Origin of the sequence: Streptomyces rubellus, assembly GCF_036323805.1 — a bacterium.
GTDB lineage: Bacteria > Actinomycetota > Actinomycetes > Streptomycetales > Streptomycetaceae > Streptomyces.
Genome location: NZ_JAZDCX010000002.1, coordinates 343902 through 359257, shown reverse-complemented (window position 1 = coordinate 359257; position 15356 = coordinate 343902). Strand labels below are relative to the sequence as shown.

At 74.2% G+C, this 15356-nt stretch carries 13 protein-coding genes and 1 pseudogene; 3 read left to right on the top strand and 11 right to left on the bottom strand.

What is annotated here, in order from left to right; genetic code table 11:
- Window position 1 precedes the first annotated feature (1 nt).
- The gene (purE, locus tag V1L54_RS03960) at window positions 2-565 is read right to left on the bottom strand and encodes a 5-(carboxyamino)imidazole ribonucleotide mutase (RefSeq protein ID WP_330116416.1); all 564 of its coding nucleotides are present in this window, start codon (window positions 563-565) and stop codon (window positions 2-4) included.
- On the bottom strand, window positions 562-1746 hold the full coding sequence (locus V1L54_RS03955; RefSeq protein WP_330116415.1) for a 5-(carboxyamino)imidazole ribonucleotide synthase: 1185 nt from the start codon (window positions 1744-1746) through the stop codon (window positions 562-564). The genes purE and V1L54_RS03955 overlap by 4 nt, the downstream gene beginning before the upstream one ends.
- A gap of 133 nt (window positions 1747-1879) precedes the next feature.
- On the opposite strand from V1L54_RS03955, the gene V1L54_RS03950 reads away from it, so the two are divergent.
- Window positions 1880-2413: a GtrA family protein gene (locus tag V1L54_RS03950; protein ID WP_330116414.1), complete on the top strand. Its 534-nt coding sequence runs from the start codon at window positions 1880-1882 to the stop codon at window positions 2411-2413.
- On the opposite strand, the gene V1L54_RS03945 is transcribed toward V1L54_RS03950, so the two are convergent.
- Window positions 2342-3637 carry a sensor histidine kinase gene (locus V1L54_RS03945; protein ID WP_330116413.1) on the bottom strand — a complete coding sequence of 432 codons (1296 nt, stop codon included), beginning with the start codon at window positions 3635-3637 and terminating at the stop codon, window positions 2342-2344. The genes V1L54_RS03950 and V1L54_RS03945 overlap by 72 nt on opposite strands.
- A gap of 94 nt (window positions 3638-3731) precedes the next feature.
- A complete protein-coding gene (locus V1L54_RS03940) occupies window positions 3732-4412 on the bottom strand; it encodes a response regulator transcription factor (RefSeq protein WP_330116412.1) in 681 nt (226 codons plus the stop codon).
- Window positions 4413-4795: 383 nt separating this feature from the next.
- On the opposite strand from V1L54_RS03940, the pseudogene V1L54_RS03935 reads away from it, so the two are divergent.
- A pseudogene (locus V1L54_RS03935) lies at window positions 4796-6289 on the top strand (peptide MFS transporter); the annotation flags it as partial.
- 151 nt (window positions 6290-6440) lie between these two features.
- On the opposite strand, the gene V1L54_RS03930 reads toward V1L54_RS03935, so the two are convergent.
- Window positions 6441-6959: an ATP-binding protein gene (locus V1L54_RS03930; RefSeq protein WP_330116411.1), complete on the bottom strand. Its 519-nt coding sequence runs from the start codon at window positions 6957-6959 to the stop codon at window positions 6441-6443.
- 186 nt (window positions 6960-7145) lie between these two features.
- Window positions 7146-7529, bottom strand: coding sequence for an STAS domain-containing protein (locus tag V1L54_RS03925; protein ID WP_100203666.1), 384 nt, complete (start codon window positions 7527-7529; stop codon window positions 7146-7148).
- Between the two features lie 284 nt (window positions 7530-7813).
- Between V1L54_RS03925 and V1L54_RS03920 the strand changes: the two genes are divergently transcribed.
- Complete coding sequence (locus tag V1L54_RS03920; protein ID WP_443076464.1) at window positions 7814-8704, top strand: RNA polymerase sigma factor SigF; 891 nt, start codon at window positions 7814-7816, stop codon at window positions 8702-8704.
- 129 nt (window positions 8705-8833) lie between these two features.
- On the opposite strand, the gene hutI is transcribed toward V1L54_RS03920, so the two are convergent.
- From hutI to V1L54_RS03895, 5 genes are all read right to left on the bottom strand, one after another.
- On the bottom strand, window positions 8834-10099 hold the full coding sequence (hutI, locus tag V1L54_RS03915) for an imidazolonepropionase (RefSeq protein WP_330116409.1): 1266 nt from the start codon (window positions 10097-10099) through the stop codon (window positions 8834-8836).
- Window positions 10096-11418 (bottom strand): formimidoylglutamate deiminase, encoded by a 1323-nt coding sequence (locus V1L54_RS03910; protein ID WP_330116458.1) that lies wholly within the window; start codon window positions 11416-11418, stop codon window positions 10096-10098. Before V1L54_RS03910 ends, hutI begins: the two co-directional genes overlap by 4 nt.
- Before the next feature lie 158 nt (window positions 11419-11576).
- Window positions 11577-12776 carry an allantoate amidohydrolase gene (locus V1L54_RS03905; protein WP_330116457.1) on the bottom strand — a complete coding sequence of 400 codons (1200 nt, stop codon included), beginning with the start codon at window positions 12774-12776 and terminating at the stop codon, window positions 11577-11579.
- 68 nt (window positions 12777-12844) lie between these two features.
- The gene (hutU, locus tag V1L54_RS03900; RefSeq protein WP_330116408.1) at window positions 12845-14524 is read right to left on the bottom strand and encodes a urocanate hydratase; all 1680 of its coding nucleotides are present in this window, start codon (window positions 14522-14524) and stop codon (window positions 12845-12847) included.
- A 177-nt stretch (window positions 14525-14701) separates the two neighbouring features.
- Window positions 14702-15328: a hypothetical protein gene (locus V1L54_RS03895; RefSeq protein ID WP_330116407.1), complete on the bottom strand. Its 627-nt coding sequence runs from the start codon at window positions 15326-15328 to the stop codon at window positions 14702-14704.
- Between the last annotated feature and the right edge of the window lie 28 nt (window positions 15329-15356).

The window sequence follows — 15356 nt, the reverse complement described above, 5'->3', positions numbered from 1 at the left end:
GTCACTTCCCTCCGAAGCCGAAGCCCGTCCCGCCGGCGGCGACCTTGGCGCGCAGCCGGCGGCCCTTGTCCTGTGCCTGCTCCTTCAGTTCGGCCTGGAAACGTTCCATGCGCTCCCGCAGGGCCGCGTCGTGGGCGGCCAGCAGCCGTACGGCCAGCAGTCCGGCGTTGCGGGCGCCGCCGACCGAGACGGTGGCGACCGGGACCCCGGCGGGCATCTGGACGATGGACAGCAGGGAGTCCATGCCGTCCAGGTGGGACAGCGGCACGGGGACGCCGATGACCGGCAGCGGGGTGACGGAGGCGAGCATGCCCGGCAGGTGGGCCGCTCCCCCGGCGCCCGCGATGACCGCCTTCAGACCGCGGCCGGCGGCGCCGTCACCGTAGGCGATCATCTCGTGCGGCATGCGGTGCGCGGAGACGACGTCCACCTCGTAGGGGACCTCGAACTCGTCGAGCGCCTTGGCCGCGGCCTCCATGACGGGCCAGTCGGAGTCCGAACCCATGACGATGCCCACCACGAGGGTGGCGGAGAGGGCGGAGCCGGTGCTGGGAGAACTGCTCATTCGGTGATCGTCCCTCGCAGATAGGCGGCGGCGTGGGCGGCGCGCTCGCGTACGTCCGCCAGGTCGTCGCCGTAGGTGTTGACATGGCCGACCTTGCGGCCGGGCTTCACGTCCTTGCCGTACATGTGGATCCTCAGCCGCGGGTCGCGGGCCATGCAGTGCAGGTAGCCCTGGTACATGTCGGGGTAGTCGCCGCCGAGCACGTTGACCATCACCGTCCACGGCGCGCGCGGGCGCGGATCGCCCAGCGGGAGGTCGAGGACGGCCCGCAGGTGGTTGGCGAACTGGGAGGTGACCGCGCCGTCCTGGGTCCAGTGGCCGCTGTTGTGGGGGCGCATGGCCAGCTCGTTGACCAGGATGCGGCCGTCCCGGGTCTGGAACAGCTCGACCGCCAGGTGGCCGACGACGTCCAGCTCCCGCGCGACCGTCAGGGCCAGTCGCTGGGCCTGGCCGGACAGTTCCCCGGACAGGCCGGGCGCCGGGGCGATCACGGTGTCGCAGACGCCGTCCACCTGGATCGACTCCACCACCGGGTACGCGACGGCCTGGCCGTGCGGGGAGCGCACCACGTTGGCGGCCAGCTCCCGGACGAAGTCCACCTTCTCCTCGGCCAGCACCGGCACGCCCGCCCGGAAGGGCTCGGCGGCCTCCGCCGCGGAGCGCACCACCCACACGCCCTTGCCGTCGTAGCCGCCGCGGACGGTCTTGAGGACGACGGGCCAGCCGTCCCCGCCCGGCGCGGCTCCCTCCCGCGCGTCCCCTTCCCGCGCGGCTCCCTCGGCCGCGAAGCGCGCCACGTCGGCCGGGTCGGCCACGATCCGGTGGCGCGGGCAGGGCACGCCGATCTCCGTCAGCCTCGCCCGCATCACGCCCTTGTCCTGGGCGTGCACCAGGGCGTCGGGGCCGGGCCGCACCTTGACGCCCTCGGCCTCAAGGGCGCGCAGATGTTCGGTGGGGACGTGCTCGTGGTCGAACGTGATCACGTCGCAGCCCCGGGCGAAGTCGCGCAGGGTGTCCAGATCGCGGTAGTCGCCGACGACGACGTCGTTCACCGCCTGGGCCGCGGAGTCCTGCGGGGAGTCGCTGAGCAGCCGGAACCTGATGCCGAGCGGGATGCCCGCCTCGTGGGTCATGCGCGCGAGCTGCCCGCCGCCCACCATGCCGATCACTGGAAATGCCACGTCCGTAGCCTAGCGGCCGGACCTGCGGGTACCCCGTCCGGCGTAGGCGCGCGGTTAGCATGGCGCCCCTGGAAGACCGAGGTATGCCGACAGCGGACCCGCGAGGGCCGGGGAACGGGGCGAGTGGATCACCATGGGCGAACGGCGCGCACCGTACTCGCGACTGCTGCCCCGGCTGCTGCGGCTGCGGCGCGAGCTGGCGAAGTTCGGCACGGTGGGGGCTCTGGGCTTCCTCGTCAACGTCGCGGTGTTCAACCTGTGCATCAACGTCCTGGACCTGGCCCCGGTGCGGTCGGGGGTGGCGGCCACGGCGGTCGCCATCGCCACCAACTACCTGGGCAACCGCTACTGGACCTACCGGCACCGGGACAAGCGGCGGATGCACCGGGAGGCGGGGCTGTTCCTGCTGTTCAGCGGTATCGGCATGGTGATAGAGAACGGCGCCCTGGCGATCTCGCACTACGGTCTGGACTTCACCTCGCCGCTCGCGGACAACATCGCCAAGAACGTCGTCGGCCTGGGCCTCGCCACGGTCTTCCGCTTCTGGTCGTACCGCACCTGGGTCTTCCGCGACGGGGCCGGCGGCACCGGTGGTTCAGTGTCCGGGCGTTTCCTCGGCCTCCCGGCTGAGGAAGAGGGCGAAGACCGGCGGATGCTGCTGAAGTAGCTCCAGCCGCCCGCCGTCCGCCTCCGCCAGGTCACGGGCGACGGCCAGCCCCAGACCGGTGGAGTTGTGCCCGCTGACCGTCCGCTCGAAGACCCGCGAGCCCAGCTCCGGATCGACGCCCGGCCCCTCGTCGGTCACCTCGACCACCACCTGGTTGCCGGCGATCCGGGTGCGCAGCGCGACCGCGCCGTCCCCGTGCACCAGGGCGTTCTCGATGAGGGTGGCCAGCACCTGGGCCATCGCGCCGGGGGTGCCCACCGCCCGCAGCCCCTTCCGCCCGGAGCGGACTATGGCGCGGCCCGCCTTGCGGTACGCCGGGCGCCACTCCTCGATCTGCTGCTTGACCACCTCGTCCAGGTCGAAGCCCACCGACGAGCCCAGGGCCGGGTCGCGCGACTTGGTCAGCAGCCGCTGCACCACGTCGGTGAGCCGCTCCACCTGGGCGAGCCCGACCACGGCCTCCTCCCGGATGGTGGCGGTGGCGCTGTGGGCGGCGGCCGGGGAGGCGTCGGCCCGGTCGATGGAGTCCGCCGCCGTGACGATCTCCTCCAGCCGCATGGACAGCGCGGTCAGCGGGGTGCGCAGCTGGTGGGAGGCGTCGGCGGCCAGCCGCCGCTCGGCGGTGAGCATCCGGGCGATCCGCTCGGCGCTGGCGTCCAGCACGTCCGCCACCCGGTCCAGTTCGGGCACCCCGTAGCGCCGGTGCCGGGGCCTTGGGTCCCCGGAGCCGAGCCGCTCGGCGGCCTCGGCCAGATCGGTGAGCGGGGCCGCGACCCGGCGGGCCTGGCGCACCGCCAGGATCACCGCGGCGACCACCGCGATCAGCGCCACCGCCAGGATGATCAGCAGGGTGCGGCCCACCTCCGCGCGGACCGTGCCGCTGGACTGCTGGACGGTGATCCGTACCCTGCCGGGGTCGGCGGCGGTCCCCTCGATGGCCCCGCCCTCGGGGCGTTCGCCCAGCTCGATGGGGGGCTGTCCGGGGAGCGTGATGCGTACGTAGCGGTCCTCGGGCACCTGGGAGCGCATGGTCTCGGCGGTCACCGCCTCCCCGGCGACGAGCCGGCTGTCGACCACCGACACCAGCCGCGCGGCGTCGGAGCGGACGCTCTCGTAGGCGCTCTCCTCGATGGTGCGGGTCTCGATGACGACCAGCGAGATGCCGAAGACGGCGACCACGACGAGCACCACGGCCAGCATGGAGTTGATCAGGCGTCTGCGCACGGCTCGGCGTCAGTCCTTCCAGGTCTTGCCGGGGGCTTTGCGGGAGTTCTCCGGGCCTTCGGGGCTCCCCCGGCCCTCCCGGGCCTCCGGCCGGTCACTCCTTCTCGAACCGGAAGCCGACGCCCCGGACGGTGGAGATGTAGCGGGGGTTGGCCGCGTCGTCGCCGAGCTTCTTGCGCAGCCAGGAGATGTGCATGTCGAGGGTCTTGGTCGACGACCACCAGGTGGTGTCCCACACCTCGCGCATGAGCTGGTCGCGGGTGACGACCCGGCCCGCGTCGCGCACCAGCACCCGCAGCAGGTCGAACTCCTTCGCGGTGAGCTGGAGCTCCTCCTCCCCCATCCAGGCCCGGTGCGACTCGACGTCGATGCGCACCCCGTGGGTGGCGACGGGCTGCGGGGCGGGCTCGACCGCGCCGCGCCGCAGCAGGGCCCGTACCCGGGCGAGCAACTCGGCCAGCCGGAACGGCTTGGTGACGTAGTCGTCGGCGCCCGCGTCCAGGCCGACGACGGTGTCCACCTCGTCGGCCCGGGCGGTCAGCACCAGGACCGGGAAGGTGTGCCCCGCGGTACGGAGCCGGCGGCAGACCTCCAGTCCGTCCATGCCCGGCAGCCCGAGGTCGAGCACGAGCAGGTCGACCTCCCCGCCCCGGCCGGCCTCGAGCGCGCTGGGGCCGTCCTCGCGCACCTCGACCTCGTACCCTTCGCGGCGCAGGGCACGGGCCAGCGGCTCCGAGATGGAGGCGTCATCCTCGGCGAGCAGTACTCGGGTCATGGCCTGATGGTAGACCTCACGGAATTCACCCAGACCGGGTGCGAGGGAGTCGTGGGGCTACGTGCCGTTTCCCGGACGGCGGTGTGAAACGTGCCTCTTCGGCCTTATTGTCGGCAAGATTCCGCCCCGGGGCGGCGTTGATCCGGCCGGGGCGCCGCCCCCTGCCCGGACCTCGGGCGGCCGCCGGACGGCGCCGGGTGCCGGCCGCGGACACGCGGTGACGCCTCACCGGCCTGCCGCTCCCGCACCGGGCGGACACACGCCCGCCGCGGACACGCGGGGGCCGGGACCGACCCGCCACCCGGGCGTACGCCCGCCGTGTCGCGCGTCCCGGCCGGCCCCGACCGGTCCCCACCAGCCCCGACCAGCAAGGAACCACCACCATGGCGTCCAGCCTGACGAGGGAGCCCGCCGGCACCGCCGGCGGGACCTTCTTCGGCCACCCGCGCGGTCTGGCCACCCTCTTCATGACGGAGATGTGGGAGCGCTTCTCCTGGTACGGGATGCGCGCCATCCTCGTCCTCTACCTGATCGTGGGCGTGCTGGAGGGCCCGCTGGCCGGCCGCGAGGCCCTGGCCGCGGCGATCTACGGCGTCTACAACGCCGTCGTCTACATGGCCGCCATGCCCGGCGGCTGGGTGGCCGACCGGCTCTGGGGCGCCCGCAGGGCCGTCCTGGTCGGCGGCATCGTGATCGCGGCGGGCCACTACACCCTGGCGATCCCGTCCGACGTGGCGTTCTTCACCGGACTCGGCCTGATCGCGGTCGGCACCGGGCTGCTCAAGCCGAACATCTCGGCGATGGTCGGCGGGCTCTACGAGGGCCTCCCCGGTGCCCGCCGCGACGCCGGGTTCACCGTCTTCTACATGTCGATCAACATCGGCGCCATGCTCGCGCCGCTGGTGGTCGGCTACCTCGGGGAGAACGTCGACTGGCACCTGGGCTTCGCCGTCGCCGGCGTCGGCATGACCCTGGCCGTGGTCCAGTACGTGCTGGGCGCCCGCCACCTCGGTGACGTCGGGCTGCGGCCCGGCACCCCCGCCTCCCCCGAGGAGCGGCGCACCGTGCTGCGCAGGGCCGCCCTGTGGACCTCCCTGGCCGCCGCCGTCCTGCTGGTGGACCTCGCCCTGGGCACCTACGACATCGGGCACGTGGTGAACTTCCTGGCCGTCCTCGGCGTCGTCGTGCCGGTGCTGTACTTCGCATCGATGTTCCGCAACCCGGAGCTGACCGGCCCGGACCGGACACGGGTGCAGGCGTTCGTGTGGTTCTTCGTCACCGCCGTGCTGTTCTGGATGATCTACGACCAGTCCGGCTCACTGCTGACGATCTTCGCGAACACCGAGACCGACCGCACCGTGGGCGGCTGGGAATTCCCGGCCTCGTGGTTCCAGTCGGTCAACCCGGTGATGATCATCGTGCTGGCGCCGCTCTTCGCGAGCCTGTGGGTCTGGCTGGCCGGGCGCCGCCGCGAGCCCGGCACGCCGGTGAAGTTCGCCCTGGCCATGCTGCTGGTCGGCGGCTCCTTCGGGCTGATGGGCCTGGCGGGGGCCGCGGCGGCGAACAGCGAGACCGGGAAGGTCACCGTCTTCTGGCTGCTGGGCGTGTACCTGCTGCAGACACTCGGCGAGCTGTGCCTGTCCCCGGTGGGCCTGTCCCTGTCGACCAAGCTGGCCCCGAAGCGGTTCGTCGGCCAGATCATGGGGCTGTGGTTCCTGGCCACCGCCACCGGCAACGCCCTCAACGGCTGGGCGACCCGGCTCAACGAGCCGATGGGCGACGCGGCGTACTACACGATGTGGGGTGTCGTCGCGGTGGCCGCCGGTCTGGCCTTCATGGCGGCGGCCGGGCGGATCCGCGCCCTGATGGGCGGTGTGGCCTGGCATCCTCGCCGCCCCGGAGGGGGCGGCGGTTCCCGCCCACCGCGCCGTCTGCGGCCGCGGTGCCGGGGCTCCTGCGGTCCGCTCCTCCGGCCGGTACCGGACCGGTACCGGTGGTCCCCCGGGGAACCGGGGGCGGGGCCCGGGATCAGGACTCGTCGGCCGGTCCGGCCAACTCCGCCCAGACCGTCTTCCCGGCGGCGCCGTCCGGGTGCCGTACCACGCCCCAGTCCATGCACAGCCGCTGGACGATGAACATGCCGTGCCCGCCCGGCCGTCCGGGGCGGTGCGGGGTGCGGGGGGAGGGCAGGCCCGCGCCGCGGTCGGCGACCTCGATCCTGAGCACCTTGGCGCCGAGGCCTATCCGCACCTCTTCGGGGCCGTCGGCGTGCAGGCAGGCGTTCGTCACCAGTTCGGAGACGACGAGCAGGGCGTCCTCGGCCACGGCGCGCTGTTCGGCATTGGCGGCGGGCAGCCAACCCCAGTCGTTGAGCGCCTGGCGGGTGAAGTCACGGGCGCGGGGCACAGCACCACTGGCCCCCATCAGCCGCAGCCGCCGTACCTGGCGCATCTCGCGCACCTGACCGGCCGGTGCGGCTGCGGTCGCGGCGGTGCCCTCCGGCTCCGGGCCGCGATCGCCCGCTGGTTGCGGCCGGGTGGTGCTCATGAATGCTTCACCTCACCGTTTGACCAATTCGTCGATTTTCGCTTGGTCTGCGGACAACTGCTTCAGGGGGTATTCCAGGGACTCTCCTGCCCTCCCGGGCCAGGAGAACACCCCTTGATTTCACCGGAATCATGATCCTGGCGTAACACTCTGGTCACGGATCCGGCATACGGGCGGAGCGCCCCCTCAGGACTGTGCCGTCTCCTTCAGCGCGTCCGCCAGCGTTTCGTGCAGAGCGAACACACCGTCGGCGCCGGTGATCTCGAAGACTCTGGCCACGACAGGGCGCATTCCGGCCAGGTGGATGCCGCCGCCGGCGGCCTCCGCCTTCAGCCGGGCCCCCAGGAGGACGTTGAGCCCGGTGGAGTCGCAGAACTCCAGTCGCGAGCAGTCCACGACGATCAGCTTGCACCCGTCCTCGAGCGCGCGCTCCAGCGGTTCGCGCAGCAGATCGGCGGTGTGGTGGTCGAGCTCGCCGTCCGGTGTCACCACCAGACTCGCGCCGTGGCGCTCCACTTCGACCGTCAGCCGGCCCCGGTGGCTGGTGCTGCCGGGCATCCCGCGGTCCATGCACACCCCTTCAAAGTCGATTAGTGGCCGATCCCTGCCTGTCCGAAGTCGGACGTTCGAACACTACGCCCTTACAGCCGCAACCGGTAGCCGCACAACCAGCACATTGGGTCATATTCGGACAACCAGCACTTGCCATGTCCCCGGGAGAGCAGGTAGGCGTAGGAGAAAACATCGGAACGCCGTACCAACCCCGTGTCAACACCGCGTCGGCTCGGAGGCGCCGCACCCGACAGGACAGCACCGGTTCCGGCAGCCATATGCCGAGAATGATGGAGGACGCCATGTCACCCCGGCTCGACGAAACGCCCCTCGCGTCGTCGCCCGCCCCGCCCGAGGGGGCCGGGGACGGCCTCCCGGAGCCGGCCGGCCGGCCCGGGCTTCCCGAGATCCCGCCGTACGCCGAGGTCGGGGCGGTGGACGCGCGGGCTCTGTCCAGGACCCTCTTCGCGCGCCTCGAAACGCTGCGGGAGGGCACCCACGAGTACGCGTACGTCCGCAACACCCTCGTCGAGCTGAACCTCGCCCTGGTGAAGTTCGCCGCCTCCCGGTTCCGTTCCCGCAGCGAGCCCATGGAGGACATCGTCCAGGTCGGCACCATCGGCCTGATCAAGGCCATCGACCGGTTCGAGCTCGGCCGCGGGGTCGAGTTCCCGACCTTCGCGATGCCGACGATCGTGGGCGAGATCAAGCGGTTCTTCCGCGACACCTCCTGGTCGGTGCGCGTCCCGCGCCGGCTGCAGGAGCTCCGGCTGGACCTGGCCAAGGCCGGGGACGAACTCGCCCAGCAGCTCGACCGCTCCCCCACCGTCGGCGAGCTGGCCGACCGGCTGGACATCTCCCGCGAGGAGGTGGTCGAGGGCATGGCGGCGAGCAACGCGTACACCGCCAGCTCCCTCGACGCCCAGCCCGAGGAGGACGAGACGGAGGGCGCCCTCGCGGACCGCATCGGGTACGAGGACCACGGTCTGGAGGGCATCGAGTACGTGGCGTCCCTCAAGCCGCTGATCGCCGATCTGTCACCGCGCGACCGCAGGATCCTCTCCCTGCGCTTCGTGGCGAACATGACCCAGTCCGAGATCGGCGAGGAGCTCGGTATCTCCCAGATGCATGTCTCCCGTCTGCTCGCGCGGACGCTGGGCAAACTCCGCAAGGGCCTGCTCGTCGAGGAGTGACGCCCGCGCCGGGGGGGGTGGCGCCGCCCGTGCCGCCCAGTCCCAGTCCCCGCCCGCGTACCCGGCCGCCCGGCAGGTCCCCGGCGGCCGGGTGTGCCGTTCGTCACAGCGGCGCGCGGCCCGCTCGGCTCACCGGACGCGGGCGCCCCGCTGCCACACCGCCGCCACCAGCGGGACGCCGGGCCGGTAGGCGAGGTGGACGTGCGAGGGCGCGTCCAGCAGCACCAGGTCGGCGCGGGCACCGGGGGTGATCCGCCCGATGTCGATGCGGCGCAGGGCCGCGGCGCCGCCCGCGGTGGCGGACCACACCGCCTCGTCCGGGGTCATGCCCATCTCCCGCACGGCCAGGGCGACGCAGAACGGCATGGAGCTGGTGTACGACGAGCCCGGGTTGCAGTCGGTGGCCAGCGCGACGGTGACGCCCGCGGCCAGCAGCCGGCGGGCGTCGGGGTAGGGCGAGCGGGTGGAGAACTCGCAGCCGGGCAGCAGGGTGGCGACCGTACGGCTGCCCGCCAGCGCGTCGACGTCGGCGCCGGTGAGGTGGGTGCAGTGGTCGACGGAGGCGGCGCCCAGTTCCACGGCCAGCCGGACGCCGGGGCCGGGGCCGAGCTGCCCGGCGTGGACGCGCGGGGTCAGCCCGTGGGCGATCCCGGCGGTGAGGACGGCGCGGGCCTGGTCGCCGTCGAAGGCGCCCCGCTCGCAGAAGACGTCCACCCAGCGGGCGTGCGGGGCGCAGGCGGCCAGCATCGGGCCGGTGACGAGGGCGACGTAGCCGTCCGGGTCGGCGGCGTACTCGGGCGGCACGACATGGGCGCCGAGGAAGGTGGTCTCGTCCACGTGCTCCTCGGCGATCCGCAGGGCGCGGAGCTCGTCCTCGACCGTCAGGCCGTAGCCCGACTTGGTCTCCAGGGTGGTGGTGCCCTGGTGCAGCGCCTCCCTGACATGGCGTTCCAGGCCCGCGGCGAGCCGTTCGCCGGAGGTGGCGCGGGTGGCCTCGACGGTGGTGCGGATACCGCCGGCGGTGTAGGGGCGGCCGGACATGCGGGCGCCGAACTCCTCGGTGCGGTCGCCGCCGAAGAGCAGGTGGGAGTGGGAGTCGACGAAGCCGGGGAGCAGGGTCCGGCCGCCCGCCCGGAGGCGACTGTCGGTGGCGGGTGCTTGACTCTCCGTACCGACCCAGGCGATCCGGTCGCCCTCGATGACGACGGCCGCGTCCCGGAGCAGGCCGAGGGGGTCGTCGGGGGAGGTGCCGGGAAGGTGGTGATCGTTGGTGACCAGGGTGGCGATGCCGGTGATGAGGGTGCTGGTGGTGGTGGCGAAGGGGGTGTCCGCGGTGTTGTCCGCAGCACTGTTCGAGGTGCTGTCCAAGGCGCTGTTCGAGGCGCTGGTGTTCATCTGCGGGCTCCTTGCTGGATGGCGTCCGCCAGGGCCGCGGGGACGTCCGGCACGCTCCGGTGTACTCCCTCGCGCACCACGTGGCGACCGCCCACGACCGTGTGGCGTACATCGGCGCCGGTCGCCGCGAATACGGCCGCCTCGGCCGCCAGCCGGGGCGGCGGTCCGGCGGTGCGCACCGAGTCCAGGGCGACGGTGGTGAGATCGGCGAGCCGGCCCGCCGCCAGCCGCCCCGCGTCCGGCCAGCCCAGGGCGGCGTGACCGTTCTCGGTGGCGCAGCGCAGCAGCCGGGCGGCGGTCCAGTGGCCCCGGGCGCGGCTGCGCAGCCGTTCGTTCAGCTCCATGGCGCGGGCCTCCTCCAGCAGGTCGATCAGGGCGTGGCTGTCGGTGCCCAGGCACAGCGGCACACCCGCGCGGTCCAGCTCGGCCGCCGGGCCGATGCCGTCGGCGAGGTCGCGCTCGGTGGTGGGGCACAGGCACACCCCGGTCCCGGAGCCGCTCAGGAGGGCGATGTCGTCCTCGGTGAGATGGGTGGCGTGGACGGCGGTGGTTCCGGGGCCGAGCACCCCGTGGTCGGCCAGCAGCCGGGTGGGGGTGCGGCCGTGGGCGGCCAGACAGCCCTCGTTCTCGGCGGGCTGCTCGGAGAGGTGGACGTGCAGGGGCGCGCCCCGCTCCCGGGCCCAGCCGGCGACGGCGGCCAGCTCACCGGCGGGCACGGCGCGCACCGAGTGGATCGCAGCGCCCACCCGGGCGTGTTCGCCGTCCGGGGCCAGGGCGGTGGCCCGCTCGGCCCAGGCGGCGGCGCTGCCGTCGCCGAAGCGGAGCTGGTGGCGCTCCAGGGGCCGGCCGCGGCGGTCGGCACCGGCACGGGCGCCGGGATGGGTGCCGAAACCGGAGGCCAGATAGCAGGTGTCCAGCAGGGTGATGCGGATGCCCGCCTCGGCGGCGGCCGCGATCAGGGCGTGCCCCATGGCGTTGGGGTCGTCGTAGGGGAGGCCGCCGGGGGCGTGGTGGACGTAGTGGAACTCCCCCACACAGGTGATGCCCGCCAGGGCCATCTCCGCGTAGACGGCCCTGGCCAGCGAGAAGTAGCTCTCGGGGGTGAGCCGGCCGGCGACGGAGTACATCACCTCGCGCCAGGTCCAGAAGGTCCCGGAGCCGGTCTGCGCGGTGCCGCGCAGGGCGCGGTGGAAGGCGTGGGAGTGCGCGTTGGCCAGGCCCGGGAGGGTCAGGCCGCGCAGCGGCTCGGCGCCGGGGGGCGGGGCGGGCGTCCCGGTGCGGACGGCGGTGATACGGCCGCCGGCCGTCTCGATCAGCACGCCCGGCTCGACCGTGCCGTCGAGCCAGGCGTGCTCGGCCCAGTAGGCGGGCCCGGGCTCCGTCCGTTCCCGGAGGCCGGCGGCGGCGCGGGGGTCGGCGGAGCCGCGGGGGGCCGTGGCGTCCGGGGGGCCGGCGGAGCCGTGCGGGTCCTTCGCGGTCAGGCGCACGCCAGGTCCTCCAGTACGTCGGCGAGGGCCCGCACCCCGGCGGCGCAGTCGTCCTCCCCGGCGTGCTCGGCGGGCGAGTGGGAGACGCCGGTGGGGTTGCGCACGTAGAGCATGGCGGCGGGGACGGCGGCGGACAGCACGCCCGCGTCGTGGCCCGCGCCGGTGGGCAGGGCGGGCGCACCGCCCAGCAGGCGGGCCAGCCGGTCCCGCAGTCCGTGGTCGAACTCCACCTCGGAGGTGAAGGACTCCCGGGTGACGGTCACCCGCACCCCGTCGCGCGCGCCGCGTTCGGCCGCCGCCCGCTCGATCTCCGCGACGACGGCGGCGAGGGTCTCCTCGTCGGGGGCGCGGGAGTCGAGCCAGCCGCGGACCAGGGAGGCGATGGCGTTGACGCCGTTCGGTTCGACGGCGACCCGGCCGAAGGTGGCCAGTGCCCCGGCCAGCCGGGCCTTCTTGCGGGCGGCCAGCACGGTGGTGGCGTAGGTCAGCATCGGGTCGCGGCGGTCGGCCAGGGCGGTGGTGCCGGCGTGGTCGGCCGCGCCGTGGAAGTCGAACCGCCAGCGGCCGTGCGGCCAGATCGCGGAGGCGACACCCACCGGACGGTCGCCGGGGGCGGCGGCGAGGCGGCGGCCCTGCTCGATGTGGAGCTCGACGAACGCGCCGACGCGGGCGAGCCGTCCGGGGTCCGGGCCGAGCGCGCCGGGGTCGTGCCCGGCCCGTTCCATGGCCTCGGCCAGCGTCACCCCGTCCGCGTCACGCAGCCCGCGGGCCCGCTCGGCGTCGAGCTGCCCGGTGGCCAGCCGGGAGCCGACACAGGCCACCCCGAAGCGGGCGCCCTCCTCGTCGGCGAAGTTGGCCACGGCCAGCGGTCGGAGGGGACGCGCTCCCCTGCCGTGCAGTTCGTCCAGGGCGGCGAAGGCGGAGACGACCCCGAGGGGACCGTCGAAGGCGCCGCCGCCGGGAACGGAGTCCAGGTGCGAGCCGGTCACCACGGCGTCCCCGGCGCCGCCCGTCCCCGGACCGCCCAGCCAGGCCCACTGGTTGCCGTTGCGGTCCACCTCGTACGCCAGTCCGCGTACGGCGGCCTGCCGCCGGAACCAGTCCCGGCACTCGGCGTCCGCGCCGGTCCAGGCGTGGCGCCACCAGCCGCCGCCGGACACCCGGCCGACGGGCAGCAGCTCCCGCCACATCTCCTGGAACGGGGCGCCCGGCCGCCAGGCCGCCGCGGAAACCGGCCCGTCGGCCGCCGGTCCGGGGGTCACTCGCCGCCCTCCCGCATCGGGACCCGGACACCGCGCTCGGCGGCGACCTCCTCGGCCCGCTCGTACCCGGCGTCGACGTGCCGGATGACGCCGGTGCCCGGGTCGTTGGTCAGCACCCGGCGGATCTTCTCCCCGGCCAGCGCGGTGCCGTCGGCGACGGTGACCTGCCCGGCGTGGATCGAGCGCCCCATGCCGACCCCGCCGCCGTGGTGCACGGAGACCCAGGACGCGCCGGAGGCCACGTTGACCATGGCGTTGAGCAGCGGCCAGTCGGCGATGGCGTCGGAGCCGTCGCGCATGGCCTCGGTCTCGCGGTACGGGGAGGCCACCGAGCCGCAGTCCAGGTGGTCGCGGCCGATGGCGACCGGCGCGCTGAGCTCACCGGCGGCCACCATGTCGTTGAAGCGCTCCCCGGCCCGGTCCCGCTCCCCGTGGCCGAGCCAGCAGATGCGGGCGGGCAGCCCCTGGAAGCGCACCTTCTCCCCGGCCAGCCGGATCCAGCGGGCCAGCGACTCGTTCTCCGGGAAGAGGTCGAGGACGGCCCGGTCGGTGGCCGCGATGTCCCGCGGGTCGCCGGAGAGGGCGGCCCAGCGGAAGGGCCCCTTCCCCTCGCAGAACAGCGGCCGGATGTAGGCGGGCACGAAGCCCGGGAAGTCGAACGCCCGCTCGTAGCCCGCCAGTCGGGCCTCTCCCCGGATGGAGTTGCCGTAGTCGAAGACCTCGGCTCCCGCGTCCCGGAAGCCGACCATCGCCTCGACATGACGGGCCATCGACTCCCGGGCCCGGGCGGTGAACTCGGCGGGCTTCTCCGCCGCGTACACCGTCATGTCCGGGAAGTCCACGCCCAGCGGCAGATAGCTCAGCGGGTCGTGGGCGGAGGTCTGGTCGGTGACGACGTCGACCGGCGCGCCCGCCGCCAGCAGCCGCGGCACCACCTCGGCGGCGTTGCCCAGGACACCGACCGACAGCGGGCGCCGGGCGGCGCGGGCCTCCTCGGCCAGCCGCAGCGCGTGGTCCAGGGAGTCGGCGCGCACGTCCAGGTAGCCGTGCGCGATGCGGCGCTCGATCGCGCGCGGATCGCAGTCGACGCAGAGGGCGACGCCGCCGTTCATGGTGACCGCCAGCGGCTGGGCGCCGCCCATCCCGCCGAGCCCGGCGGTCAGGGTGACCGTCCCGGCCAGCGAGCCGCCGAAGCGCTTGGCGGCGACGGCGGCGAAGGTCTCGTAGGTGCCCTGGAGGATGCCCTGGGTGCCGATGTAGATCCAGGACCCGGCCGTCATCTGGCCGTACATGGTCAGCCCGAGGGCCTCCAGCCGGCGGAACTCCTCCCAGGTGGCCCAGTCGCCCACCAGGTTGGAGTTGGCGATCAGCACCCGCGGCGCCCACTCGTGGGTGGTCAGCACACCGACCGGCCGGCCGGACTGGACGAGCATCGTCTCGTCCGGCCCCAGGGTGGTCAGGGTGCGCACCATGGCGTCGTAGGAGCGCCAGTCGCGCGCCGCCTTCCCCGTGCCGCCGTAGACGACGAGCTTCCCGGGGTGCTCGGCCACCTCGGGGTCGAGGTTGTTCATCAGCATCCGCAGGGCGGCCTCCTGCGGCCAGCCCCGGGCGGTCCGCGCGGTGCCGCGCGGGGCCCGTACGGTCCGCGGGCCCGGTTCCTGTGACGGTCCTGCCATCGTCCCCTGCCCTCCGTTTGAATCGGCCACTACAGCCACTCTAGGCAGTGAATAGAACCAGTCAACGGGGCCGGTGCCCGCGCGCGGCGGAAACGCGGCGGCGGCCGTGCGGCGGGAGGAGCCCTCCCGCCGCACGGCCGCCGCGAACGTCCCGCGGGGCCCGGCGGCGCGGCGCGCTCAGCGCACCGCGGCCGTGACCCTCGCCCGGGGCCGGCGCTCCCGGGCGGCGGCCGCCGCCGCGGCCCGGCGCGGCGCACCGCCCGGCGCGGCGTCCCCGGCCAGCGGTCCGGTGGTCATCCAGCCGCGTACGTCCTTGCGGGCCGGGCTGCGGCCGGCCGCCCACTCCGGGCGGATCCACAGCAGCTGCTCGTGGCGGCGTTCCCAGCGGCCCAGCCACACCGCCTTCGCCCACAGACCGGCGCCGGCCCCGGCCAGCAGCATGCCGCCGGCGGCCGGTACCGCGACGGACGAGCCCACCGCCACCAGGAAGGCCGCGGCCAGCCACCACCGGCGGGACCGCAGCCAGGCGCGCACGGTCACCTTCCGGTCGTGCAGCACCACCCACTTGCCCGCCCGGGAGGCGGCCCTGATGAGCCCCGCGCACCGGCGGCGGCGCACCAGGAAGGCGGCGACGGCGGCCAGCAGGAACAGCACGGCCCCGGCCAGCACCCCGATCCGCCGCCCGGTCAGCCCCGGGAACGCCAGCCCGGCGCCCGCCGCCGCCACCCCGGTCCACCACAGCGCGGTGCCCGCCGTCCGTACGTACACCGCCACTCTCGCCAGTGCATACGCCCCGCGCCCCACGACAGTCCTCCTTCGCCTCGGTGCCTCT

Coding starts and splice junctions, on each gene's coding strand:
- hutU (WP_330116408.1), bottom strand. CDS start 14,524: ATGGCAGGACCGTCACAGGAACCGGGCCCGCGGACCGTACGGGCCCCG.
- V1L54_RS03905 (WP_330116457.1), bottom strand. CDS start 12,776: ATGTGGCGGGAGCTGCTGCCCGTCGGCCGGGTGTCCGGCGGCGGCTGG.
- V1L54_RS03930 (WP_330116411.1), bottom strand. CDS start 6,959: ATGAGCACCACCCGGCCGCAACCAGCGGGCGATCGCGGCCCGGAGCCG.
- purE (WP_330116416.1), bottom strand. CDS start 565: ATGAGCAGTTCTCCCAGCACCGGCTCCGCCCTCTCCGCCACCCTCGTG.
- V1L54_RS03920 (WP_443076464.1), top strand. CDS start 7,814: ATGTCACCCCGGCTCGACGAAACGCCCCTCGCGTCGTCGCCCGCCCCG.
- hutI (WP_330116409.1), bottom strand. CDS start 10,099: ATGAACACCAGCGCCTCGAACAGCGCCTTGGACAGCACCTCGAACAGT.
- V1L54_RS03950 (WP_330116414.1), top strand. CDS start 1,880: ATGGGCGAACGGCGCGCACCGTACTCGCGACTGCTGCCCCGGCTGCTG.
- V1L54_RS03925 (WP_100203666.1), bottom strand. CDS start 7,529: ATGGACCGCGGGATGCCCGGCAGCACCAGCCACCGGGGCCGGCTGACG.
- V1L54_RS03940 (WP_330116412.1), bottom strand. CDS start 4,412: ATGACCCGAGTACTGCTCGCCGAGGATGACGCCTCCATCTCGGAGCCG.